This is a genomic window from Chryseobacterium sp. YR221 (assembly GCF_900176315.1).
Classification (GTDB): domain Bacteria; phylum Bacteroidota; class Bacteroidia; order Flavobacteriales; family Weeksellaceae; genus Chryseobacterium; species Chryseobacterium rhizosphaerae.
The window spans coordinates 486,856-502,511 of record NZ_FWXM01000003.1 but is presented as its reverse complement, the minus strand read 5'-3'; the positions used below and the strand labels follow the sequence as shown (position 1 = coordinate 502,511).

Below are 15,656 nucleotides of genomic sequence, written 5' to 3'. Positions count from 1 at the left end.
AGCCTTCAAAAGCAGCCATTGCATTGCTGGATCTTTCAGGTCCCGGCTTAATCTAATATCTTCCTAAAAACCCTTTCCATCTCACTTTTATCTGCTTTTCCACCGATTAAACTTTTAGATCTTTCCTCATTTTCAGCGATCATATTTTCTAAAAATCCAAACAGTTCCCAATCATTCGGATGATCATAAGCTTCCCCTTTTGTAGCTTTTAAAGCAACAAGGTCCTCTATTTTCCGTTTTGTATAGCCATCTACCAAAACCAGCAGGTCACTGAACAATACAGGAGGAACGGTTCCTTTTTCTGTGATCCATTTTCCGGTTAAGGTGGTTCTCAGGCAATAGAAATAACTTTTCAGTTTTACTTTATCGTTTCTGCAGGCTTCCAGATATTTTTTACTCATGCTTAGATAATGATAAGAAACTGCTATCGGAGAAAAGCAGGTATCTGCCAGAGGGCTGAACAGATCTACAAATCTCTTGTTCTCTTTATACACAATAGGAGAGTAAAACCAGCTCAGTAAAGCGGTATTTGACTTCAGCAAAAGATGAAAGGTTTTCCGTAGATCCCATCCGGAACCATCCAGATCATCCTCTGTCATAAATTCTATAGTTTCATCCTTATCCCAAGGGGAAAGGTACCAGTCTTTTTCATGTTTGTAGATAAAGCGTATATCATAATCGCTGTCCGGAGAGGCAAAACCCCAGGCTCTGCTTCCGGATTCTACAGCCAAAAGGACTTCTACGCCCTTTTCTGCTTCTATTTCTCTTATCTTTTTAAGTATTGTTGGTGTCATTGTCTTTTATTTATAAGGCAAAGTAAGCAAGGTAGTGCGTAATGTACTTGCGTAGTTTTATTAAGTTTGAGAATAATAAAGTAGGAGTGTTTGAGAGTGAGAGAGTGAGAGGGTGCGAAACGCTATTATTGAGCTGGTAACGCAAAGTATAAGATAATCTCTAAGTGTTCTGTCTATACGTCTCTTGTTTCTAAGTCTCAAATCTCCAATCCATTTTACTTTTTATATTTGGCATTGTACAAAATACTCCCCATTTCACTAATATTGCATTTTCTCTATTTAACATAATTAATATACATTCATGTTATCAAACGAATTACAGCATAAAATTGATTTTAAAACAAAACCTTTGGGTGCCTTAGGACATCTTGAACAGTTGGCTCATAAAATAGGAATGGCTCAAAAAACAACTTCTCCCCGGTTATCACATCCTCATATGGTGGTATTTGCTGCCGATCATGGGATTGCTAAAGCTGGAGTGAGCGCTTATCCACAGGAGGTCACCTATCAGATGGTGATGAACTTTTTGGGTGGAGGCGCGGCAATTAATGTGTTTTGCAGGCAAAATGGAATTGATATTAAGATTGTAGATGCAGGGGTTAATTTTGATTTTCCTTCAGACTTGAATTTGATAGACAAAAAAGTCAGAAAATCCAGCCGTAACATACTGGAAGAGCCTGCCATGACTTCTGAAGAATATCAGCAAGCTTTGAAAAACGGAAAATCAGTGGTTGAGGAGATTGCCATCACAGGCTGTAATATTATTGGGTTTGGAGAAATGGGCATCGGGAATACTTCAGCCTCTTCACTGATGATGAGTAAGCTGTTTGATCTGCCGGTGATAAATTGCATAGGACGGGGAACTGGTTTGAATGACGATCAGTTACAGAATAAGATCAATATTTTATCAGCAGCTATAGACAAGCATACTCATACTAAGACGGCAGATGAAATAGCACAGACTTTCGGAGGGCTTGAAATAGCACAAATGATTGGTGCGATGGAAGAAGCTTTCCGTCAGAATATGCTGATTATGGTGGATGGGTTTATTGCAACCGTAGCAGTTGCTACTGCATGGAAGAAGAACTCGGATATCCTGAACAACTGTATTTTCTGTCATGTAAGTGACGAGAATGCTCATCTTCAGCTTCTGGATCTGCTGGGACAAAAGGCATTATTGAATTTTAATCTTCGTTTGGGGGAAGGAACAGGCTGTGCCTTGGCTTATCCTCTGATTCAGGGTGCTGTGAATTTTCTGAATGAGATGTCTAGTTTTGAAGATGCCCATGTTTCAAATAAAAAATAAATGAAAACAATAAAGAACGAACTGATCTATCTGGCAACGGCGCTGATGTTTTTCACCAGGATTCCTGTTCCGTTTACCATTCCGTATTCCAGTGAGATCATGAATAAATCTCAGAAATACTTTGCGTGGATCGGGCTGTTGGTAGGACTTATCAATGCGATGATCCTGTATCTTTCTGCTCAGCTTTTTAATCTGGAAATAGGGATCGTTTTGATGATGATCACCAGTGTTTTACTTACCGGAGCTTTTCATGAAGATGGTTTCACAGATATGTGTGACAGTTTCGGTGGCGGATATGGAAAAGAAAAAATCCTTACCATCATGAAAGACAGCAGGGTGGGAGCGTATGGGACTATTGGAATTATTCTGCTGTTTGCTTTGAAATTCCTCAGTATTCAGGCTTTGGGGGCTATTGATCTTTTTAAAACGCTGGGTATTATTATTTTGGCACATTCATCAAGCCGTTTTATTTCAGGAACAATGATTTATACCCACCAGTATGTGACTGATATTGATGTCAGCAAATCGAAACCCTTAGCGAATAAACCCTTAGACAGGACAGCCTTATTAGTAGGTTTAATCAGTGTTTTAATCTCTTTTGCCTTAATTCCGGACTGGCGCCTGATTGTTGCTTTTGCTTTGGCATATTTGGGTAAAATCTGTATGGGATGGTATTTTAAAAAGCATATCGGAGGATATACCGGAGATTGTTTGGGTTCAGTACAGCAGGTAAGTGAGGTTTTATTTTATTTAGGAACAATAATCGCATGGAAATTCATCTGATCAGACATACGGCAGTAGAAAATCCGGAAAACCGGTGTTATGGATGGGCTGAAATGCCTTTAAGAAAAGATTATCTCGAAGATTTAAAAAATCTCGATATGGATCGTGATTTCGACCTGGTTATTTCAAGCCCGGCACAACGTTGCTGTCTTTTAGCTGATTATTTTGGTTTTGATTATACAACCGATGAAAGGCTTCGGGAAATGAATTTCGGAAGCTGGGAAATGAAAAAATGGACGGATATTCCTGAAGAGGAAATTAATCCCTGGTATCAGGATTTTATTCATGTAAAAGCTACAGATGGAGAAAATCTTCTTGAAATGCAAAATCGTGTATGCAGCTTTTGGAGTCAGCTGATAACAGACCAAAATATAAATAAAGTCTTAGTTATTGCGCATGCCGGGGTAATCCGTCTTATTCTTCAGTCGGTTTTAGACTTTCCCTTAGAAAATATGTTCAGTATCCGGATTGACTACGGAAAGAAAGTAATTATTCAGAAGAATGATGAATATTTTTCCATTAAAAAGATGAATGTTTAAGTCCGGTACACGGTACAGGAAATAAGTCCTTGTCCTTTATTATCCAAAAAAAAGCCATTCGGTTGTAATCAAATGGCTATATTATTTATTTAAAAATTTTTGTGAAACTATCCTTTTCGAGGTTTTCCAGTGAGAAATCAAAATCTGCGTCTGACTTTTCATCAGCCACTGTTGCTCCCAGCTCTTTTACAAGCTCATTGAAAGACATTGGCTCATACCACTGCTGATAAAGTGCATTCGTTGCCAGTACAGCAATCTCAGAGTTTCCTGAAACATGAGAATGGCCCGCTCCAAAATTCAGAAGTACAAAGCATTGTTTTTCCCCTTTCGGAAGAAGCATTCCCAGAATAGTCTGTCTCTGAACCGACTTACATTTGGCTTCAGCAAATACTTTGTTGGGATCCATCATATAGTCTCTTGAGATATTATTTCCTTTTCCAACTACAATTTTATAATCACATTCAGCATCTCCGGAATACACATTGTTCATGATTAAGGTAGGAGTATTCAGCCCTCTGTTGGCATGCAGATATTCAACGGCACCCTGAGGTGCAGAGGTCATATCTCCCGAATACATCAGATTTCCATCCCCTTGGTTATAGGTGGCATTCCATCCAGTCTTTCCAGCTATATTCAATCCGGAAAGGTCAAGGTCATAAGCTCCCCAGGCATTTTCCCAGTAGATTCCTACTGCAAGATTTTCACCGGAGAATCTCGTTCCTGTCGGAATATTTCCTACAAACATTTTTTCAGAAGTGGGAAGCCCGAATTCTACATTCTCAGGGAAATAAAACTTCTTTCCGGAAAGATCAAATTTTGACTGTAAATAACTTAATATAAATTCATAATTCAATTCATTCGCGGCACTGTTCTTCCCTGTTTTTACCCAAGACTTTCCGTTTCTGATTCTGTAGACAAAAGTATCCTGGCCATACATTCTCTGGTAGCAGGCTGATAAAGCTTTAAATAAGGCAAAAGGACTGGCATTATCCAACCAATGCAGATCAGTTTCTTCCAGTAATGTGTTTGTAGCATCATTCAATGGGTTAGAAATTAAAGGCTTATGGTGAGTTTTTGACAACTTGGAAATTTTATTAACTGTTGCTCTAGCCCCCTTGTTTTTATTTTTATACGCTAAAAATAAAGGCTTAAATCTATTAAAAACTTCTGCAAGCTTTTCTAATCCAAATGTTTCAAACAGGTCGGATGGATCAAATTTGCTTAGCTTGATATTTTCAATCAGCTCATTATTTTTAATCAGAAGGCTGCTGGCTGTTGTTTTAAAGATGACATATCTCAAAAATTCTACAGGATTCTCCGGAAAGATCTGATAAAGGTCTGCAATTTTTACAATAGCCTCCTTATTTCTGATGTTTTCCTTTCCCGTGAATTCATAATCCAGTTCTTCTGTTAAAATAAATAACAGATCATTAATAGTTTCTTCTTTTAAAGCGATACCTGATCTCAGTAATGACAGACATTTCTCCGTCATTTCATCAATGGAATAAGCCTTAATTACTTTAAGACTAAGCTTGATTTCAGGAATATTCAATACCTCATCAGGGATATAGATTTCATCCTGAAAATTACTTCCGTAGGTGGAAATATAGTGTCTGATCTGATCCATGAACAGCTCCAGTCTTGTGCTGTTCTTTATTTTCTCCCATGATTTATGGAAGGTCTTATTAAGATCATTACCTTTTAGTTTTTCCTTTGAATAATAGGCAATAATCTGTTTTTTTGCCCAAAGTGCATCAGGCTCAATCACAAAGCCAGCATTGGAAACAAAAGGGATTTGATCAGATTTTTGAGCTAGTACGGCATTGAATAATTGAAGTGTTTTCATGATATAAAAATTAATAAGTGAGGAGTAATTTTTTTAAAGAAAAATGATATAGGAACTCCTTTTACCTATAATTTGTAAAAAGGCGGGGAGTAAAACCTGGTAATGTATATAGGAACCCCCTTTGCCTTATAATTTGTAAAAAGGCGGAAAGTAAATCTAAAATAATAGGAACTTTCTTTGCCTTCAATTTTTTTTAAATTATGAAAATGACTAATACGTTAATATAAACATTTTCATTGTTTTGAGGAGCAGACAGGACTCGAACCTGTGACCCACAATCTTGGAGATTTATAGGAACTTTAGTTGCCTGCAGCGAAAAGTAATTTGTTGCTCTACCATCTGAGCTACTGCTCCTGCCATTATGAAAAAAGTTTTCATAAACCTTAAGGGCTTTTACACCCTTAAGGTTGGGTTATTAGTTTTTTACGACTATAAAATTTAGTTATTAGTTTTCCTAAACCTTATAGATTTTTAAAACCTATAAGGTTTGATTTATGATATTGAAAATTACGAATTATGCTTTTCTATATTTTTTCTTTTTCTTCCAGGGTGCGTTTTTCTGAACGTCACCAGCCATGATACATCCGTAAGGCATTACTTCATCAAGGACCTCACAAAGACCATATTCTTCAATCTGTGCTCTTACGTTTTTAGCGCTTTTATAAGCACTAGGCAATTCAGAGATATCAATCTCATTGGAGTAGAAACGGATATCCAATCCTTCTGTTTCCTCATTGAAGATTTCCTCAGTTGTTTTATGGGCCATAGATCTTTTATGCTGACTTCTGCTGAAGTTCCTTCCCGCCCCATGCGGAGCAAAACCTAAGTTTCTTTCAGTAGTTTTTCCCTGAACGATTAATACCGGTTCCGCCATATTGAGCGGAATCAATCTTGGTCCTGTGATATCGGGCATAAATTTATCATCCAGTGGAGTAGCTCCTTTAGCATGGTAAAATAAATCACCATCTCTGAATACGAAATTATGCTCATTCCAATATCTGTTCTCTTTTTCCACCTCCAACTTATTCAGCATTGCATCATGAATGGAGGTATGGTTTTCCTTTGTCCACTGTCTTATCAATTGAAGGGCTTCCCAATAAGATTTTCCTTCTTCAGTATCATAAGGAATCCATGCATTTTCTCTTAATGTTTCAGGAGAAATATCCTGTCTGAAACGGTTGGCCACCTTCATTCCTTTATCATAGAGCGCAGCTCCCGGTGCTCTGGAACCATGGTGAGTCACCAGCATGGTATTTCCTGTATTTTTGGAGATTCCTACAAACAGGAAATGGTTTCCATCTCCCTGGGTTCCCATATGAGAACGGGCAATACTGATCAGCTTTTCATCATTTAGAAATTCATTTTCTCTGAAAGCTTCCATCAGTTCCTGAGACATCGGCATCTGTTCTCCTCTTGGTCTCCCTCCATATCCGAAGTGTGTGATAGAATGGGCTGCATCCAAAACCTCTTTCGGATTGGTTTTACCAAAATCCGTCAGCATAACAGAACAACAGATATCAGCGCTATGGAATCCCGGATGAATGGCATTTTTGGCAACCACCACACCTCCTACCGGGATCTGACCTTCAGGACCTGTAGGACAGGCATCAGGCATTAAAGCGCCATTGATTAATGTTGGAGTTTTCATCAGAACTTTCATGGTTTTGATTACTTTTTCCACATTGTCATTTTCACTTTCATGTTCTGCCCGGATATTGATTATGAAATCTTTAGCTGTTTCATGAAGCGGTATAATGGGTAGTTGTCTGAACTGTTCGAGGTATTCACTGATCTGAATTTCATCCAGATTATTTTCGTTGATATAAGTGATGGCCTCTTTAAACCATTGAGCCGGTCTATATCCTAATTCGATTAAGTGATTTCCATTAAATTCCATTTGTTTTCTCATTTTGATAATGCAAAGTAATATCATTATTGCGCAATAGTTTTGCGTAGATTGTTTTTTTTTAATTATTTTTACAAAACTTAAAGGGCTAATCTGGAATAAACAAATTGGCCAACGGATTATATAATTAAAAGATTAATATGTATGGAACTATTAGAACAACTACAGCATTTTCCGGAAACCATTCAGTTCAGTGATGTTATTGAATATATCGACGGAAAGTATGATTTTACCCCCACGGCTTTTAAAAATGGTGATACCACTAATCAGGCCGGGCAGAATAACGGATCTTGTAAGGTCTTCAGCTACGCCTTATATCATGGGTTGACCAAAGAGCAGACCCTTCCTCTTTTCGGAGAATTTTACAGGGATGATATTTTGAAAAAGCCTCATGGTACTGATCACCAGAATATCAGAAACTTTATGAAATTTGGCTGGGAGGGGATTACTTTTGACGGAGACGCGTTGAAAGAGAAATAATTTTGATGAAAATAGCAAAAAGGCAAATTTACAAATCAGCAGATTTGCCTATTGCTCCAATTAAACACGATACGTATGTCATCTAATAAAAATGCTTTAATCCGTTATAAAACATTAGATAAATGTCTTAAGAACAAATACCGGAAATATACTTTGGAAGATCTTATTGATGAATGTTCTGAAGCATTATTTGAATTTGAAGGTAAAGAATCCTATGTAAGTAAGCGAACCGTGCAGCTTGATCTGCAAAATATGCGCAGTGAAAAATTCGGGTATGAGGCTCCTATTGAAGTCTATGAGAGAAAATACTATCGCTACAGCGACCCTGAATACAGTATTCATAATATTTCAGTAAACGAAAGTGATTTAAAAGCAATGAATAATGCCGTTCAAATCCTAAAGCAATTCAAAGATTTTTCTATGTTTAAAGAGATGAATGGTGTTATTCAGAAACTGGAAGATTCCATCCATTCCACCACTCAGAAATCTATTATCCATCTGGATAAAAATGAACAGCTGAAAGGATTGGAGCATATCGATATTCTTTATGAAAGTATTGCCAATAAAAAGGTGTTGAAAATTCTCTATAAAAGTTTTACGGCAAGAGAATCCAATATATATACTGTTCATCCGCAGCTGTTGAAGGAATTTAATAACCGTTGGTTTCTGATCTGTCTTTACAAACAGAAAATGTATAATCTGGCACTGGATAGAATGGAGCGTATTGAAACAGATGATGCCCTTCAGTATATTGATAAAGATCTGGATGGAGATGAATATTTTAAAGATATCGTAGGCGTTACCGTTTCAGATTCAATAGCTCCGAGGACGGTTGTTTTCTGGGTAGATTCCGGAAATGCACCCTACGTAAAAACAAAACCCCTGCATAAAAGCCAGGAAGTGATCCATGAAGATCAGGAGGGAACCCTGTTTAAAATCTGTGTTCAGATCAATTTTGAACTGGAAAGGCTGCTGCTGGGATTTGGAGAGGCTCTGATTGTTCATAAACCCAGAAAATTGAGACTAAGAATGGAGGAAAAGTTTAGGGCTGCAGGTAAGAATTATCAGAACCTTGTTGTTCCCGATGAAAACTAAATAGATGGTGTCGGTATTTCATCTTTTACCCATGAGAAAGTGAAACAATGGATGAGAAATAAAAAGAAACGAATTTGAAAAAACTCATCAGCAGATTTTTATCTTGGCTTGGAAATTGCATTAACGTAAAAAGAACATCACATTATGAAATCAAGAATATTTAAAGCATTAATTGCAATTATAGCACCCATTGCGATAGAATATATCGTTAAAAAAATATCTGAGAAACTTGATAAAAAAGACGATCAGAAAGAGAAAGAACCAAAGCAGATTACTGCATAAACAAAAAGTAGTTAGAATTTAAAATTGTTGAAAGAGGCTGTCGTATAACGTACAGCCTCTTTTTTTATGATGATTTCTACCCATCGTCAAAAATTCTTTAATTTTCGCCACCTCTCGGGAGGAGAGGAATTCTAAGTATCCTATATAAAATCATAGACTCCGTTTTTCCAGCCCAGGACTTTGGAAGAGTCTGCATTAAGCCAGTTCTTCAGAATAGTGGCATATACCTTTCTGAAATCTTCTGTATAGATAAGATCACCCTCATTTAGGTTCTGGAGATCGGGAAGGGCATTCAGCAGTCCTTTCTTTTTTAAACCTCCACTGATGAAAAACATCTGATTGGCTGTTCCGTGATCAGTTCCGTTACTCGCATTTTGGGCAACACGGCGTCCGAATTCTGAGAATGTTACAAGTAAAATATTGTGAAATAATCCGTTAGCTTTCATATCTGCAACAAAAGACTTTACCGCATCATTGATATCAGTGAATAATTTCTTCTGTCTGTCATTCTGATTGACATGCGTATCAAAACTTCCGATCGAAAGGTAATACACCTGCGTATTAATGTCAGATTTAATTAAAGATGATACTGTTTTAAAATCCTTTCCCAATTGTGAATTAGGGTAGATTTGCTCTGTTGTCTTTGCTTTGCTTTTTTCAAAAATATAATCTGCATTATTGATAGTAGATCCCAGTGTCTGATAAAGGTAAGATACGGTTTCATCTTCATGGTGATGGTCATAAAGAGACTTGAAATACTTTTCCTGGCTGGTCTGATAAAGTCTTTTAGGGTCTTTAAAGGCAAATGCTTTATTATGGTCACCTTTAAGAGCAAGGCTTAACATATCATCTACTTCAAGTGCTTGGGTGGGATGCTCACAACGATAACATTCTTCATCCAAAAAGCGTCCAATCCAACCTGTTTCCAGAAATTCATCACTCCTGCTGGCAGACTGCCAGATATCCATACTCCGGAAATGGGATTTATCAGGATCAGGATACCCCACATTGTTCATGACGGAAAGCTCACCATTGTCGAATAGCTCTTTAAAATAGGAGAGGGACGGATTAATTCCTGCTTCATCCGTAAGAGATACAGCATCCTGAATGGCAAGGGTTTTTCTTTCCCGAAAATAAATATCATTTTTTACAGGAATAATTGTATTTAATCCATCATTACCTCCTGTCAGCTGCAGTACGATCAGGATATTCTGGTGGGGGTTCAGGGCATTATCCAGAGCCATAGACTTTAGAAAGCCGGGCATTAGCAGGGAAGCTGAGGCTAACGAACTTATTTTCAGGAATTCTCGTCTTTTGATTAACATAACTTTTGAATTTAAGTTGTACAGATAGTACCAAAGGTTGCGGGATCTATTACTTACAATCTGCAACCTGCTACCTTAAAAACTACATTAACTGATATTCAGGGGTTGACATCAGATTGATAACCATCATTTTTATACTTTTATCAGAGAAATTTCTGACTGAGTTCATATCCAGACTTTGAGCATTCTGAATCAGATAATCTTCACAGTTTTTCTGAGCAAAAATTTTTTCTACCCGCTCCCAGTCTATGGTGATATTCGGATTTTTAAAAGACTTGTTTAAAGCAGTCTCCCGGGATTTCATACCCATGTCGATATCATCGTCCTGACGTGGACTGTATTCCAAAGGTCTTAAACCTGACCAAATCTGTGGAACCTGAAGTCTCAGCATCAGTGTTGAACTGTCGATCCATGCTTTTCCATTTGGCCATCCTGCCACATTGGGCGGGTAGAGCAGCATTTGTCCCAGTAATTTCTGATAAACGATGAGGTTTTCAGGATTTTGGATGTGCATAGGAAGAAGCCGCATGATTCCAGCCATAAGTTCGATAGGTGATTTTATCCTGTTTCCTATATTGCTCTGATCATAAAACCATGAACTTGAAAATATCTCCCTCATAAGCTTTTTAATGTCATACCCGGAGCTGTAAAAGCCGGCACTTAGTTTATCTATCCTATCGCTATCGACCTTTTCATTAACGAAGAATTTATAAATTTTGGTGGTGATAAACCTGGAGGTAGCTTTATGTTCTAATATCATATGTAAGGCATCATCCCCATTGAAATTGCCTGTTTTTCCTAAAAAAGTCTTCACCTCTTCATCGTGAAAGTTTTTTCTTTCTTTAAAATTCCCCTCTTTATCATATCCCCATCCGGTAAAAGCTCTGGCTCCCTCTCTTACATCTTTTTCAGTATAGTTTCCTCTTCCCATTGTAAACAGCTCCATCACTTCACGGGCAAAGTTTTCGTTGGGATGATCTTTTTTGTTTTGTTGATTATTGAGAAAGTTCAGCATGGCCGGAGCCTTACTTACCTCAAAAAGAAGGTCTTTAAAGTTTCCCAATGCATGTTTCCGTATGGTATTTAAAAGCTGTCTGTTGAACTTTGGATTGACTACCCTGGAAGCAAAATGACCATGCCAGAAAAAAGCCATCTTTTCTCTCATCTGTTCTTTGCTGTTCACCATTTTATCCAGAAAATGAAGATTCAGTTCATTATTCTGCTCCCTGTTGATTTTCTGCATCTGTTTTTTCTTTTCGGCAGGAGCTGTACTGCTCATGTAGTCCGCTGCCGGATCAATATCAGGAGTATCATAGGTGATTTCAGTAAAATGATCTTCTTTACATAGCTCATCAATCAACATTATACTGTTTTTATTCTTTAAACTGTCAATTTGATTGATTCCGATCCCGAAACCTGCACGCCATAGAAGATGTTTATTTTTTATCAGTGAATCAGCCATTGTAGGAGCGTTTGTTTTTTGATGCTTCAAAAGACCTAAGGTTAAAATAACAACGGGTTAAGGATTGTTAATATTGTGATATGGCTACCAACTGGAAGTTTTTATTTGAAAAAATAAACGATAACATAAGCTGGTATTACTCGTAGATTTCACTGCTTTCTTTTTTCAGCTCTCAGACTTCTGATTTATTATCCTTAATTCACATTTTAAGATTAGTTTTTGATAATTTTTGTTAAACAAACATTTAAATTTTGTTAAAAATAATCTACTGATAATCATTATTTTATGATTTTATTGAGTGTTAAAATAAAAGGTAAGGTCCTGGTTGGCATGATTTTTACATCTTACTTGCTTAGTAAAATTTAAAAATTAGAGTTATGAAAATGTTTAAACAAGCAATATTACTGGCTGGAATTTTAACAGCAGGAATAGCAAGCGCACAAAGTTCAAAAATGAATAATATGATCAAAGTGGGCGCAAATGTTGGTTTAGCAGTTCCTTCAGATAACCTTTCGGCTGCTGTAGGAGTAGATGTAGCTTACCAGAACCTTATTACTCCTGGTTTTGGATTAGGTATTGCATCAGGATATAGCCATTATTTCGGAAAAGATAATAACGGATATAAGAATAATGATGTAGGAGTAATTCCTGTGGCTGCTTTAATTAGAATTTATCCAAAACAAACAGGTTTCTATTTCGGGACTGATTTAGGATACGGATTCTTAGTTGGAGATAAAACAGTAGCTTCCAATACAAATGTAGAAAGAGCAAGCGGAGGTTTTTACCTTAAGCCTGAGATCGGATACCACAACAGAGACTGGAACTTCTTCGTACAATACCAGAAGGTTTTTGTAGGAACTAAAGGAGATTTACCAGGTCAGGACTATAATGTGGGAAATATCGGAGTAGGCTTCGGTTATAATATTCCATTAGGAAAGTAGTTAGATTTAATATAAACAATTATTAACCAAACCTTTTCACTTTTTGTGAAAAGGTTTTTTTTTGTCTGCAGGATTTACGAAAACAATTATTATATTTGGTAAAATTTGAGGTTATGATTCTGAATCCAAAATTTCCACTTTATTTACCAGGAGTAGAGAACAGTAATAATGATAATGTCTCTATCATCGGAGCAAGTCTCCGTGAAGACATGACGATCTTAGGCTATTTTGTTTCCAGTAATGGAGGTCTTGAGATAAAAATCCAACAAACGTATTCCACCAAAGAGTATGCTTCTTTTAATGATATTTTAAAGAAGTTTATTCAGGATAATCAGCTGGAAAATGTAAAACGTCTGGGAGTGGCCGTTCCAGGTCCTGTACTTGACGGAAAAAGCAGCCCGGCAAGATTAGGCTGGAATTTAGATATAGAAGAATATAAAAGAGATTTCGGGTTTGAAAAAGCAGATATGCTGAATGACCTGGAAGCTTCTGCTTATGGAATGGGTCTTCTTGAGGATGATGACCTGGAAGCTATCTATACAAGCGGGCATCTTGAAAAAGGGAATGTTGCCATCCTTGCCCCTGGAAACGGGTTGGGGGAAGCCGGATATTTCTTTGACGGAAAATATCTAAGACCTTTCGCTACAGAAGGAGGACATTCTGAATTTTCACCAAGAACCAACGTAGAAGTTGAGTTTTATCAATTCCTAAATAATATCTACGGAATTGTAAGCTGGGAAAATGTATTATCTAAATCAGGATTGTTTAATATCTACAGATTCTTAAGAGACGTAAAAAGACACCCGGAACCGGAATGGTTGGGAGAACGTCTTTCAGGAGGTAATTTTGCAGAAGAACTTTATAAAGCTGCAGTAGAAGATAATGTATTGATTTGTAGAATTGCTTTAGATACTTTCATTGAGTTTTTGGCAAGAGAAGCGAATAACCTTACATTAAAGGTGAAGGCGACGGGAGGATTACTGATCTCCGGAGATATTCCTCAGATGGTAAGAGAATACATCGATAAAGATAAATTCTATGAAAAATTCAAGATCAGTGATAAAATGGAAGGAATGTTGAAAAATATTCCAATCTACCTGGTCAAGCAAAATCATACAGCATTAAAAGGGGTAGCGCTTTATACCGCTTACTACCAACAATAAATAAAAGACTCCGAAGAAATTCGGAGTTTTTTTATGGGATGATATTATTCATAAAAATAATTAATTTTCTTGATTTACATCAACGCTATCTATCAGAGAAGATGGCTACCTTTGTGTTATTAAATAAGTAAATAATTTTATTCAATGAAAAAAATATTTTTATTAGCCGTTTTAGCTGGTGGTTTAGCTTTCGGACAGTCAAAAAAAGTAGTAGCGTCTGATATTCACTGGTGGGGATATAAAGTAGCAAAATCTGAGGCTAGTTCTCACGACGGTACTGTAAAAGTAAAGTCAGGAGATATGGTAATGAAAGGAAATCAATTGGTAGGAGGAAGCTTCGTATTAGATATGACTTCCATCAATGCAACTGATCTTTCCGGAGAATACCAGCAAAAACTAAACGGACACCTTAAAAACGGTGACTTCTTTGAAGTTGAAAAATTCCCGACTGCTAGTTTCAAAATTACAGGTATTAAGAAAAATAACGATAAAATCTACAGTTCTTTGGTAACAGGAAATCTTACTGTAAAAGGAAAAACAAACCCGGTTACATTCCCTGCAAAGATCTCTTACAGCAAAGGAGTGGTAAGTTTAGTATCCAATAAATTCTCTTTCGACAGACAAAAATTTGATGTAGCTTACAAATCTACAATGCAGGATGTTTTTGTGAAAGATGATATCGATATGCAGGTTAAGGTTACTGCTCAATAAATTAATCAAAAAAAGATTGTTAAAAGTGTAGAAGTTCTACACTTTTTTTTATTTTTGTTGAATTGTAAATAAAAAAGAATGAAAAGATTACTATTGTTTGCTATGGTGTGTGTAGGCATGTCATTGGTTTCCGCTCAAAAGAAATTTGATAAAGTTTCAAAAGTGACTTCATCAGAGATCAGATGGTGGGGATATAAGGTTGTAAAAACTGAAGCCTCTTCCCATTCAGGAACAGTGAAACTGAAAAGTGGAAAATTTAATTTTGACCATACTGTTTTGGTAGACGGAGAGTTTGTGATAGATATGAGAAGTATGATGGCCGGAGATGTTTCCGATGAGGACCAAATCAAGCTTACAGACGACCTTAAAAGTTCAAACTTCTTTGAAGTTAAAAAATTCCCGGTAGCCAAATTTCATTTGACTAAAATTATTCCATTAGCCAACAGTGAATACAATTCTACAGTATATGGTGATGTGACCATTAAAGGAGTAAGAAAAACCATCACTTTTCCTGCTAATGTATATGTTACCCAGTTTACCGTAGTTGTTGAGTCTGCTAAGTTCTCATTAAACAGAAGAGACTTTAAAGTATTCTACCAGTCTTCACTAAAAGACTATTTCATCAAGAACGAAATGGATATCCAGTTCAGAGTTTCTACAGAACAGTTGGATAACGAAAACAGGGTTCCGGTAAAGAAAAAGAAATAAGATTAAATATAATATTGATAAAAAGAGCAGTTCAGGTAATGAATTGCTCTTTTTTTATGGAATGTAAGGTATACAATTAGTGTTGAAAATATTCCGTCAAATCTGCTGATCGGATATGTGTTGGACAAGGGAATATTTTGCTCTCTAATCTTGATATTCATAAAAATATTAGATCCCGAAAAGCTGTGGTGTACTTCTTATTCAATGAGCTCATCACTAAAAACTGAAGTCTTATTTTAAAATTTTTTTGAAATTGTGACACAATATTTGTCACTCCGTAGGAATCTAAGCACAATTTTATTTTTCCGGGCTTGG

15 protein-coding genes and 1 tRNA gene are annotated in these 15,656 nt (G+C 36.7%); 10 read left to right on the top strand and 6 right to left on the bottom strand.

Translation table 11 applies throughout. The features are described from left to right. Positions 1 to 47 precede the first annotated feature (47 nt). Positions 48 to 794 carry a nucleotidyltransferase domain-containing protein gene (locus B8967_RS11355; RefSeq protein ID WP_084086172.1) on the bottom strand — a complete coding sequence of 249 codons (747 nt, stop codon included), beginning with the start codon at positions 792 to 794 and terminating at the stop codon, positions 48 to 50. Between the two features lie 301 nt (positions 795 to 1,095). On the opposite strand from B8967_RS11355, the gene cobT reads away from it, so the two are divergent. The 3 genes from cobT to cobC are packed head-to-tail and all read left to right on the top strand — an operon-like array spanning position 1,096 to position 3,422. Further along, the gene (cobT, locus tag B8967_RS11350) at positions 1,096 to 2,100 is read left to right on the top strand and encodes a nicotinate-nucleotide--dimethylbenzimidazole phosphoribosyltransferase (RefSeq protein WP_084086171.1); all 1,005 of its coding nucleotides are present in this window, start codon (positions 1,096 to 1,098) and stop codon (positions 2,098 to 2,100) included. After that, positions 2,101 to 2,883 (top strand): adenosylcobinamide-GDP ribazoletransferase, encoded by a 783-nt coding sequence (locus B8967_RS11345; protein WP_084086170.1) that lies wholly within the window; start codon positions 2,101 to 2,103, stop codon positions 2,881 to 2,883. Next, complete coding sequence (gene cobC / locus B8967_RS11340) at positions 2,868 to 3,422, top strand: alpha-ribazole phosphatase family protein (protein ID WP_084086169.1); 555 nt, start codon at positions 2,868 to 2,870, stop codon at positions 3,420 to 3,422. The genes B8967_RS11345 and cobC overlap by 16 nt, the downstream gene beginning before the upstream one ends. A gap of 85 nt (positions 3,423 to 3,507) precedes the next feature. On the opposite strand, the gene B8967_RS11335 is transcribed toward cobC, so the two are convergent. The 3 genes from B8967_RS11335 to B8967_RS11330 form a co-directional block, all read right to left on the bottom strand. Continuing rightward, positions 3,508 to 5,268: a hypothetical protein gene (locus B8967_RS11335; protein ID WP_084086168.1), complete on the bottom strand. Its 1,761-nt coding sequence runs from the start codon at positions 5,266 to 5,268 to the stop codon at positions 3,508 to 3,510. 244 nt (positions 5,269 to 5,512) lie between these two features. Next, a tRNA-OTHER gene (locus tag B8967_RS22480) sits at positions 5,513 to 5,622 on the bottom strand. A 160-nt stretch (positions 5,623 to 5,782) separates the two neighbouring features. Further along, positions 5,783 to 7,165, bottom strand: coding sequence for an RtcB family protein (locus tag B8967_RS11330; protein ID WP_084086308.1), 1,383 nt, complete (start codon positions 7,163 to 7,165; stop codon positions 5,783 to 5,785). 153 nt (positions 7,166 to 7,318) lie between these two features. On the opposite strand from B8967_RS11330, the gene B8967_RS11325 reads away from it, so the two are divergent. The 3 genes from B8967_RS11325 (at position 7,319) to B8967_RS22475 (ending at position 9,031) form a co-directional block, all read left to right on the top strand. Next, positions 7,319 to 7,654 carry a HopJ type III effector protein gene (locus B8967_RS11325; RefSeq protein WP_084086167.1) on the top strand — a complete coding sequence of 112 codons (336 nt, stop codon included), beginning with the start codon at positions 7,319 to 7,321 and terminating at the stop codon, positions 7,652 to 7,654. Between the two features lie 75 nt (positions 7,655 to 7,729). After that, complete coding sequence (locus B8967_RS11320) at positions 7,730 to 8,749, top strand: helix-turn-helix transcriptional regulator (protein WP_084086166.1); 1,020 nt, start codon at positions 7,730 to 7,732, stop codon at positions 8,747 to 8,749. A 144-nt stretch (positions 8,750 to 8,893) separates the two neighbouring features. Next, positions 8,894 to 9,031 carry a hypothetical protein gene (locus tag B8967_RS22475; RefSeq protein ID WP_162926152.1) on the top strand — a complete coding sequence of 46 codons (138 nt, stop codon included), beginning with the start codon at positions 8,894 to 8,896 and terminating at the stop codon, positions 9,029 to 9,031. A 140-nt stretch (positions 9,032 to 9,171) separates the two neighbouring features. Here the strand turns inward: B8967_RS22475 and B8967_RS11315 are convergent, their stop codons facing one another. Next, positions 9,172 to 10,356, bottom strand: a complete 1,185-nt coding sequence (locus tag B8967_RS11315; protein WP_084086165.1) for a DUF1501 domain-containing protein — start codon at positions 10,354 to 10,356, stop codon at positions 9,172 to 9,174. Between the two features lie 82 nt (positions 10,357 to 10,438). After that, positions 10,439 to 11,818 carry a DUF1800 domain-containing protein gene (locus tag B8967_RS11310; RefSeq protein WP_084086164.1) on the bottom strand — a complete coding sequence of 460 codons (1,380 nt, stop codon included), beginning with the start codon at positions 11,816 to 11,818 and terminating at the stop codon, positions 10,439 to 10,441. Between the two features lie 377 nt (positions 11,819 to 12,195). Here B8967_RS11310 and B8967_RS11305 point away from each other — a divergent pair, with 377 nt between their 5' ends. The 4 genes from B8967_RS11305 (at position 12,196) to B8967_RS11290 (ending at position 15,341) form a co-directional block, all read left to right on the top strand. Next, a complete protein-coding gene (locus B8967_RS11305; protein WP_084086163.1) occupies positions 12,196 to 12,759 on the top strand; it encodes a hypothetical protein in 564 nt (187 codons plus the stop codon). Positions 12,760 to 12,872: 113 nt separating this feature from the next. Continuing rightward, positions 12,873 to 13,922 (top strand): glucokinase, encoded by a 1,050-nt coding sequence (locus B8967_RS11300; RefSeq protein WP_047487946.1) that lies wholly within the window; start codon positions 12,873 to 12,875, stop codon positions 13,920 to 13,922. A 144-nt stretch (positions 13,923 to 14,066) separates the two neighbouring features. Beyond that, the gene (locus tag B8967_RS11295; protein WP_047487758.1) at positions 14,067 to 14,633 is read left to right on the top strand and encodes a YceI family protein; all 567 of its coding nucleotides are present in this window, start codon (positions 14,067 to 14,069) and stop codon (positions 14,631 to 14,633) included. Between the two features lie 78 nt (positions 14,634 to 14,711). Next, positions 14,712 to 15,341, top strand: coding sequence for a YceI family protein (locus tag B8967_RS11290; protein WP_047487761.1), 630 nt, complete (start codon positions 14,712 to 14,714; stop codon positions 15,339 to 15,341). Positions 15,342 to 15,656 lie beyond the last annotated feature (315 nt).

What these genes read in the sequence shown, in the direction of transcription:
- B8967_RS11300 (WP_047487946.1), top strand. Translation starts at nt 12,873, where the DNA reads ATGATTCTGAATCCAAAATTTCCACTTTATTTACCAGGAGTAGAGAAC.
- B8967_RS11345 (WP_084086170.1), top strand. Translation starts at nt 2,101, where the DNA reads ATGAAAACAATAAAGAACGAACTGATCTATCTGGCAACGGCGCTGATG.
- B8967_RS11295 (WP_047487758.1), top strand. Translation starts at nt 14,067, where the DNA reads ATGAAAAAAATATTTTTATTAGCCGTTTTAGCTGGTGGTTTAGCTTTC.
- B8967_RS11320 (WP_084086166.1), top strand. Translation starts at nt 7,730, where the DNA reads ATGTCATCTAATAAAAATGCTTTAATCCGTTATAAAACATTAGATAAA.
- B8967_RS11315 (WP_084086165.1), bottom strand. Translation starts at nt 10,356, where the DNA reads ATGTTAATCAAAAGACGAGAATTCCTGAAAATAAGTTCGTTAGCCTCA.
- B8967_RS11305 (WP_084086163.1), top strand. Translation starts at nt 12,196, where the DNA reads ATGAAAATGTTTAAACAAGCAATATTACTGGCTGGAATTTTAACAGCA.
- B8967_RS11290 (WP_047487761.1), top strand. Translation starts at nt 14,712, where the DNA reads ATGAAAAGATTACTATTGTTTGCTATGGTGTGTGTAGGCATGTCATTG.
- B8967_RS11325 (WP_084086167.1), top strand. Translation starts at nt 7,319, where the DNA reads ATGGAACTATTAGAACAACTACAGCATTTTCCGGAAACCATTCAGTTC.
- B8967_RS11335 (WP_084086168.1), bottom strand. Translation starts at nt 5,268, where the DNA reads ATGAAAACACTTCAATTATTCAATGCCGTACTAGCTCAAAAATCTGAT.
- B8967_RS22475 (WP_162926152.1), top strand. Translation starts at nt 8,894, where the DNA reads ATGAAATCAAGAATATTTAAAGCATTAATTGCAATTATAGCACCCATT.
- cobT (WP_084086171.1), top strand. Translation starts at nt 1,096, where the DNA reads ATGTTATCAAACGAATTACAGCATAAAATTGATTTTAAAACAAAACCT.
- B8967_RS11330 (WP_084086308.1), bottom strand. Translation starts at nt 7,165, where the DNA reads ATGGAATTTAATGGAAATCACTTAATCGAATTAGGATATAGACCGGCT.
- B8967_RS11355 (WP_084086172.1), bottom strand. Translation starts at nt 794, where the DNA reads ATGACACCAACAATACTTAAAAAGATAAGAGAAATAGAAGCAGAAAAG.
- B8967_RS11310 (WP_084086164.1), bottom strand. Translation starts at nt 11,818, where the DNA reads ATGGCTGATTCACTGATAAAAAATAAACATCTTCTATGGCGTGCAGGT.
- cobC (WP_084086169.1), top strand. Translation starts at nt 2,868, where the DNA reads ATGGAAATTCATCTGATCAGACATACGGCAGTAGAAAATCCGGAAAAC.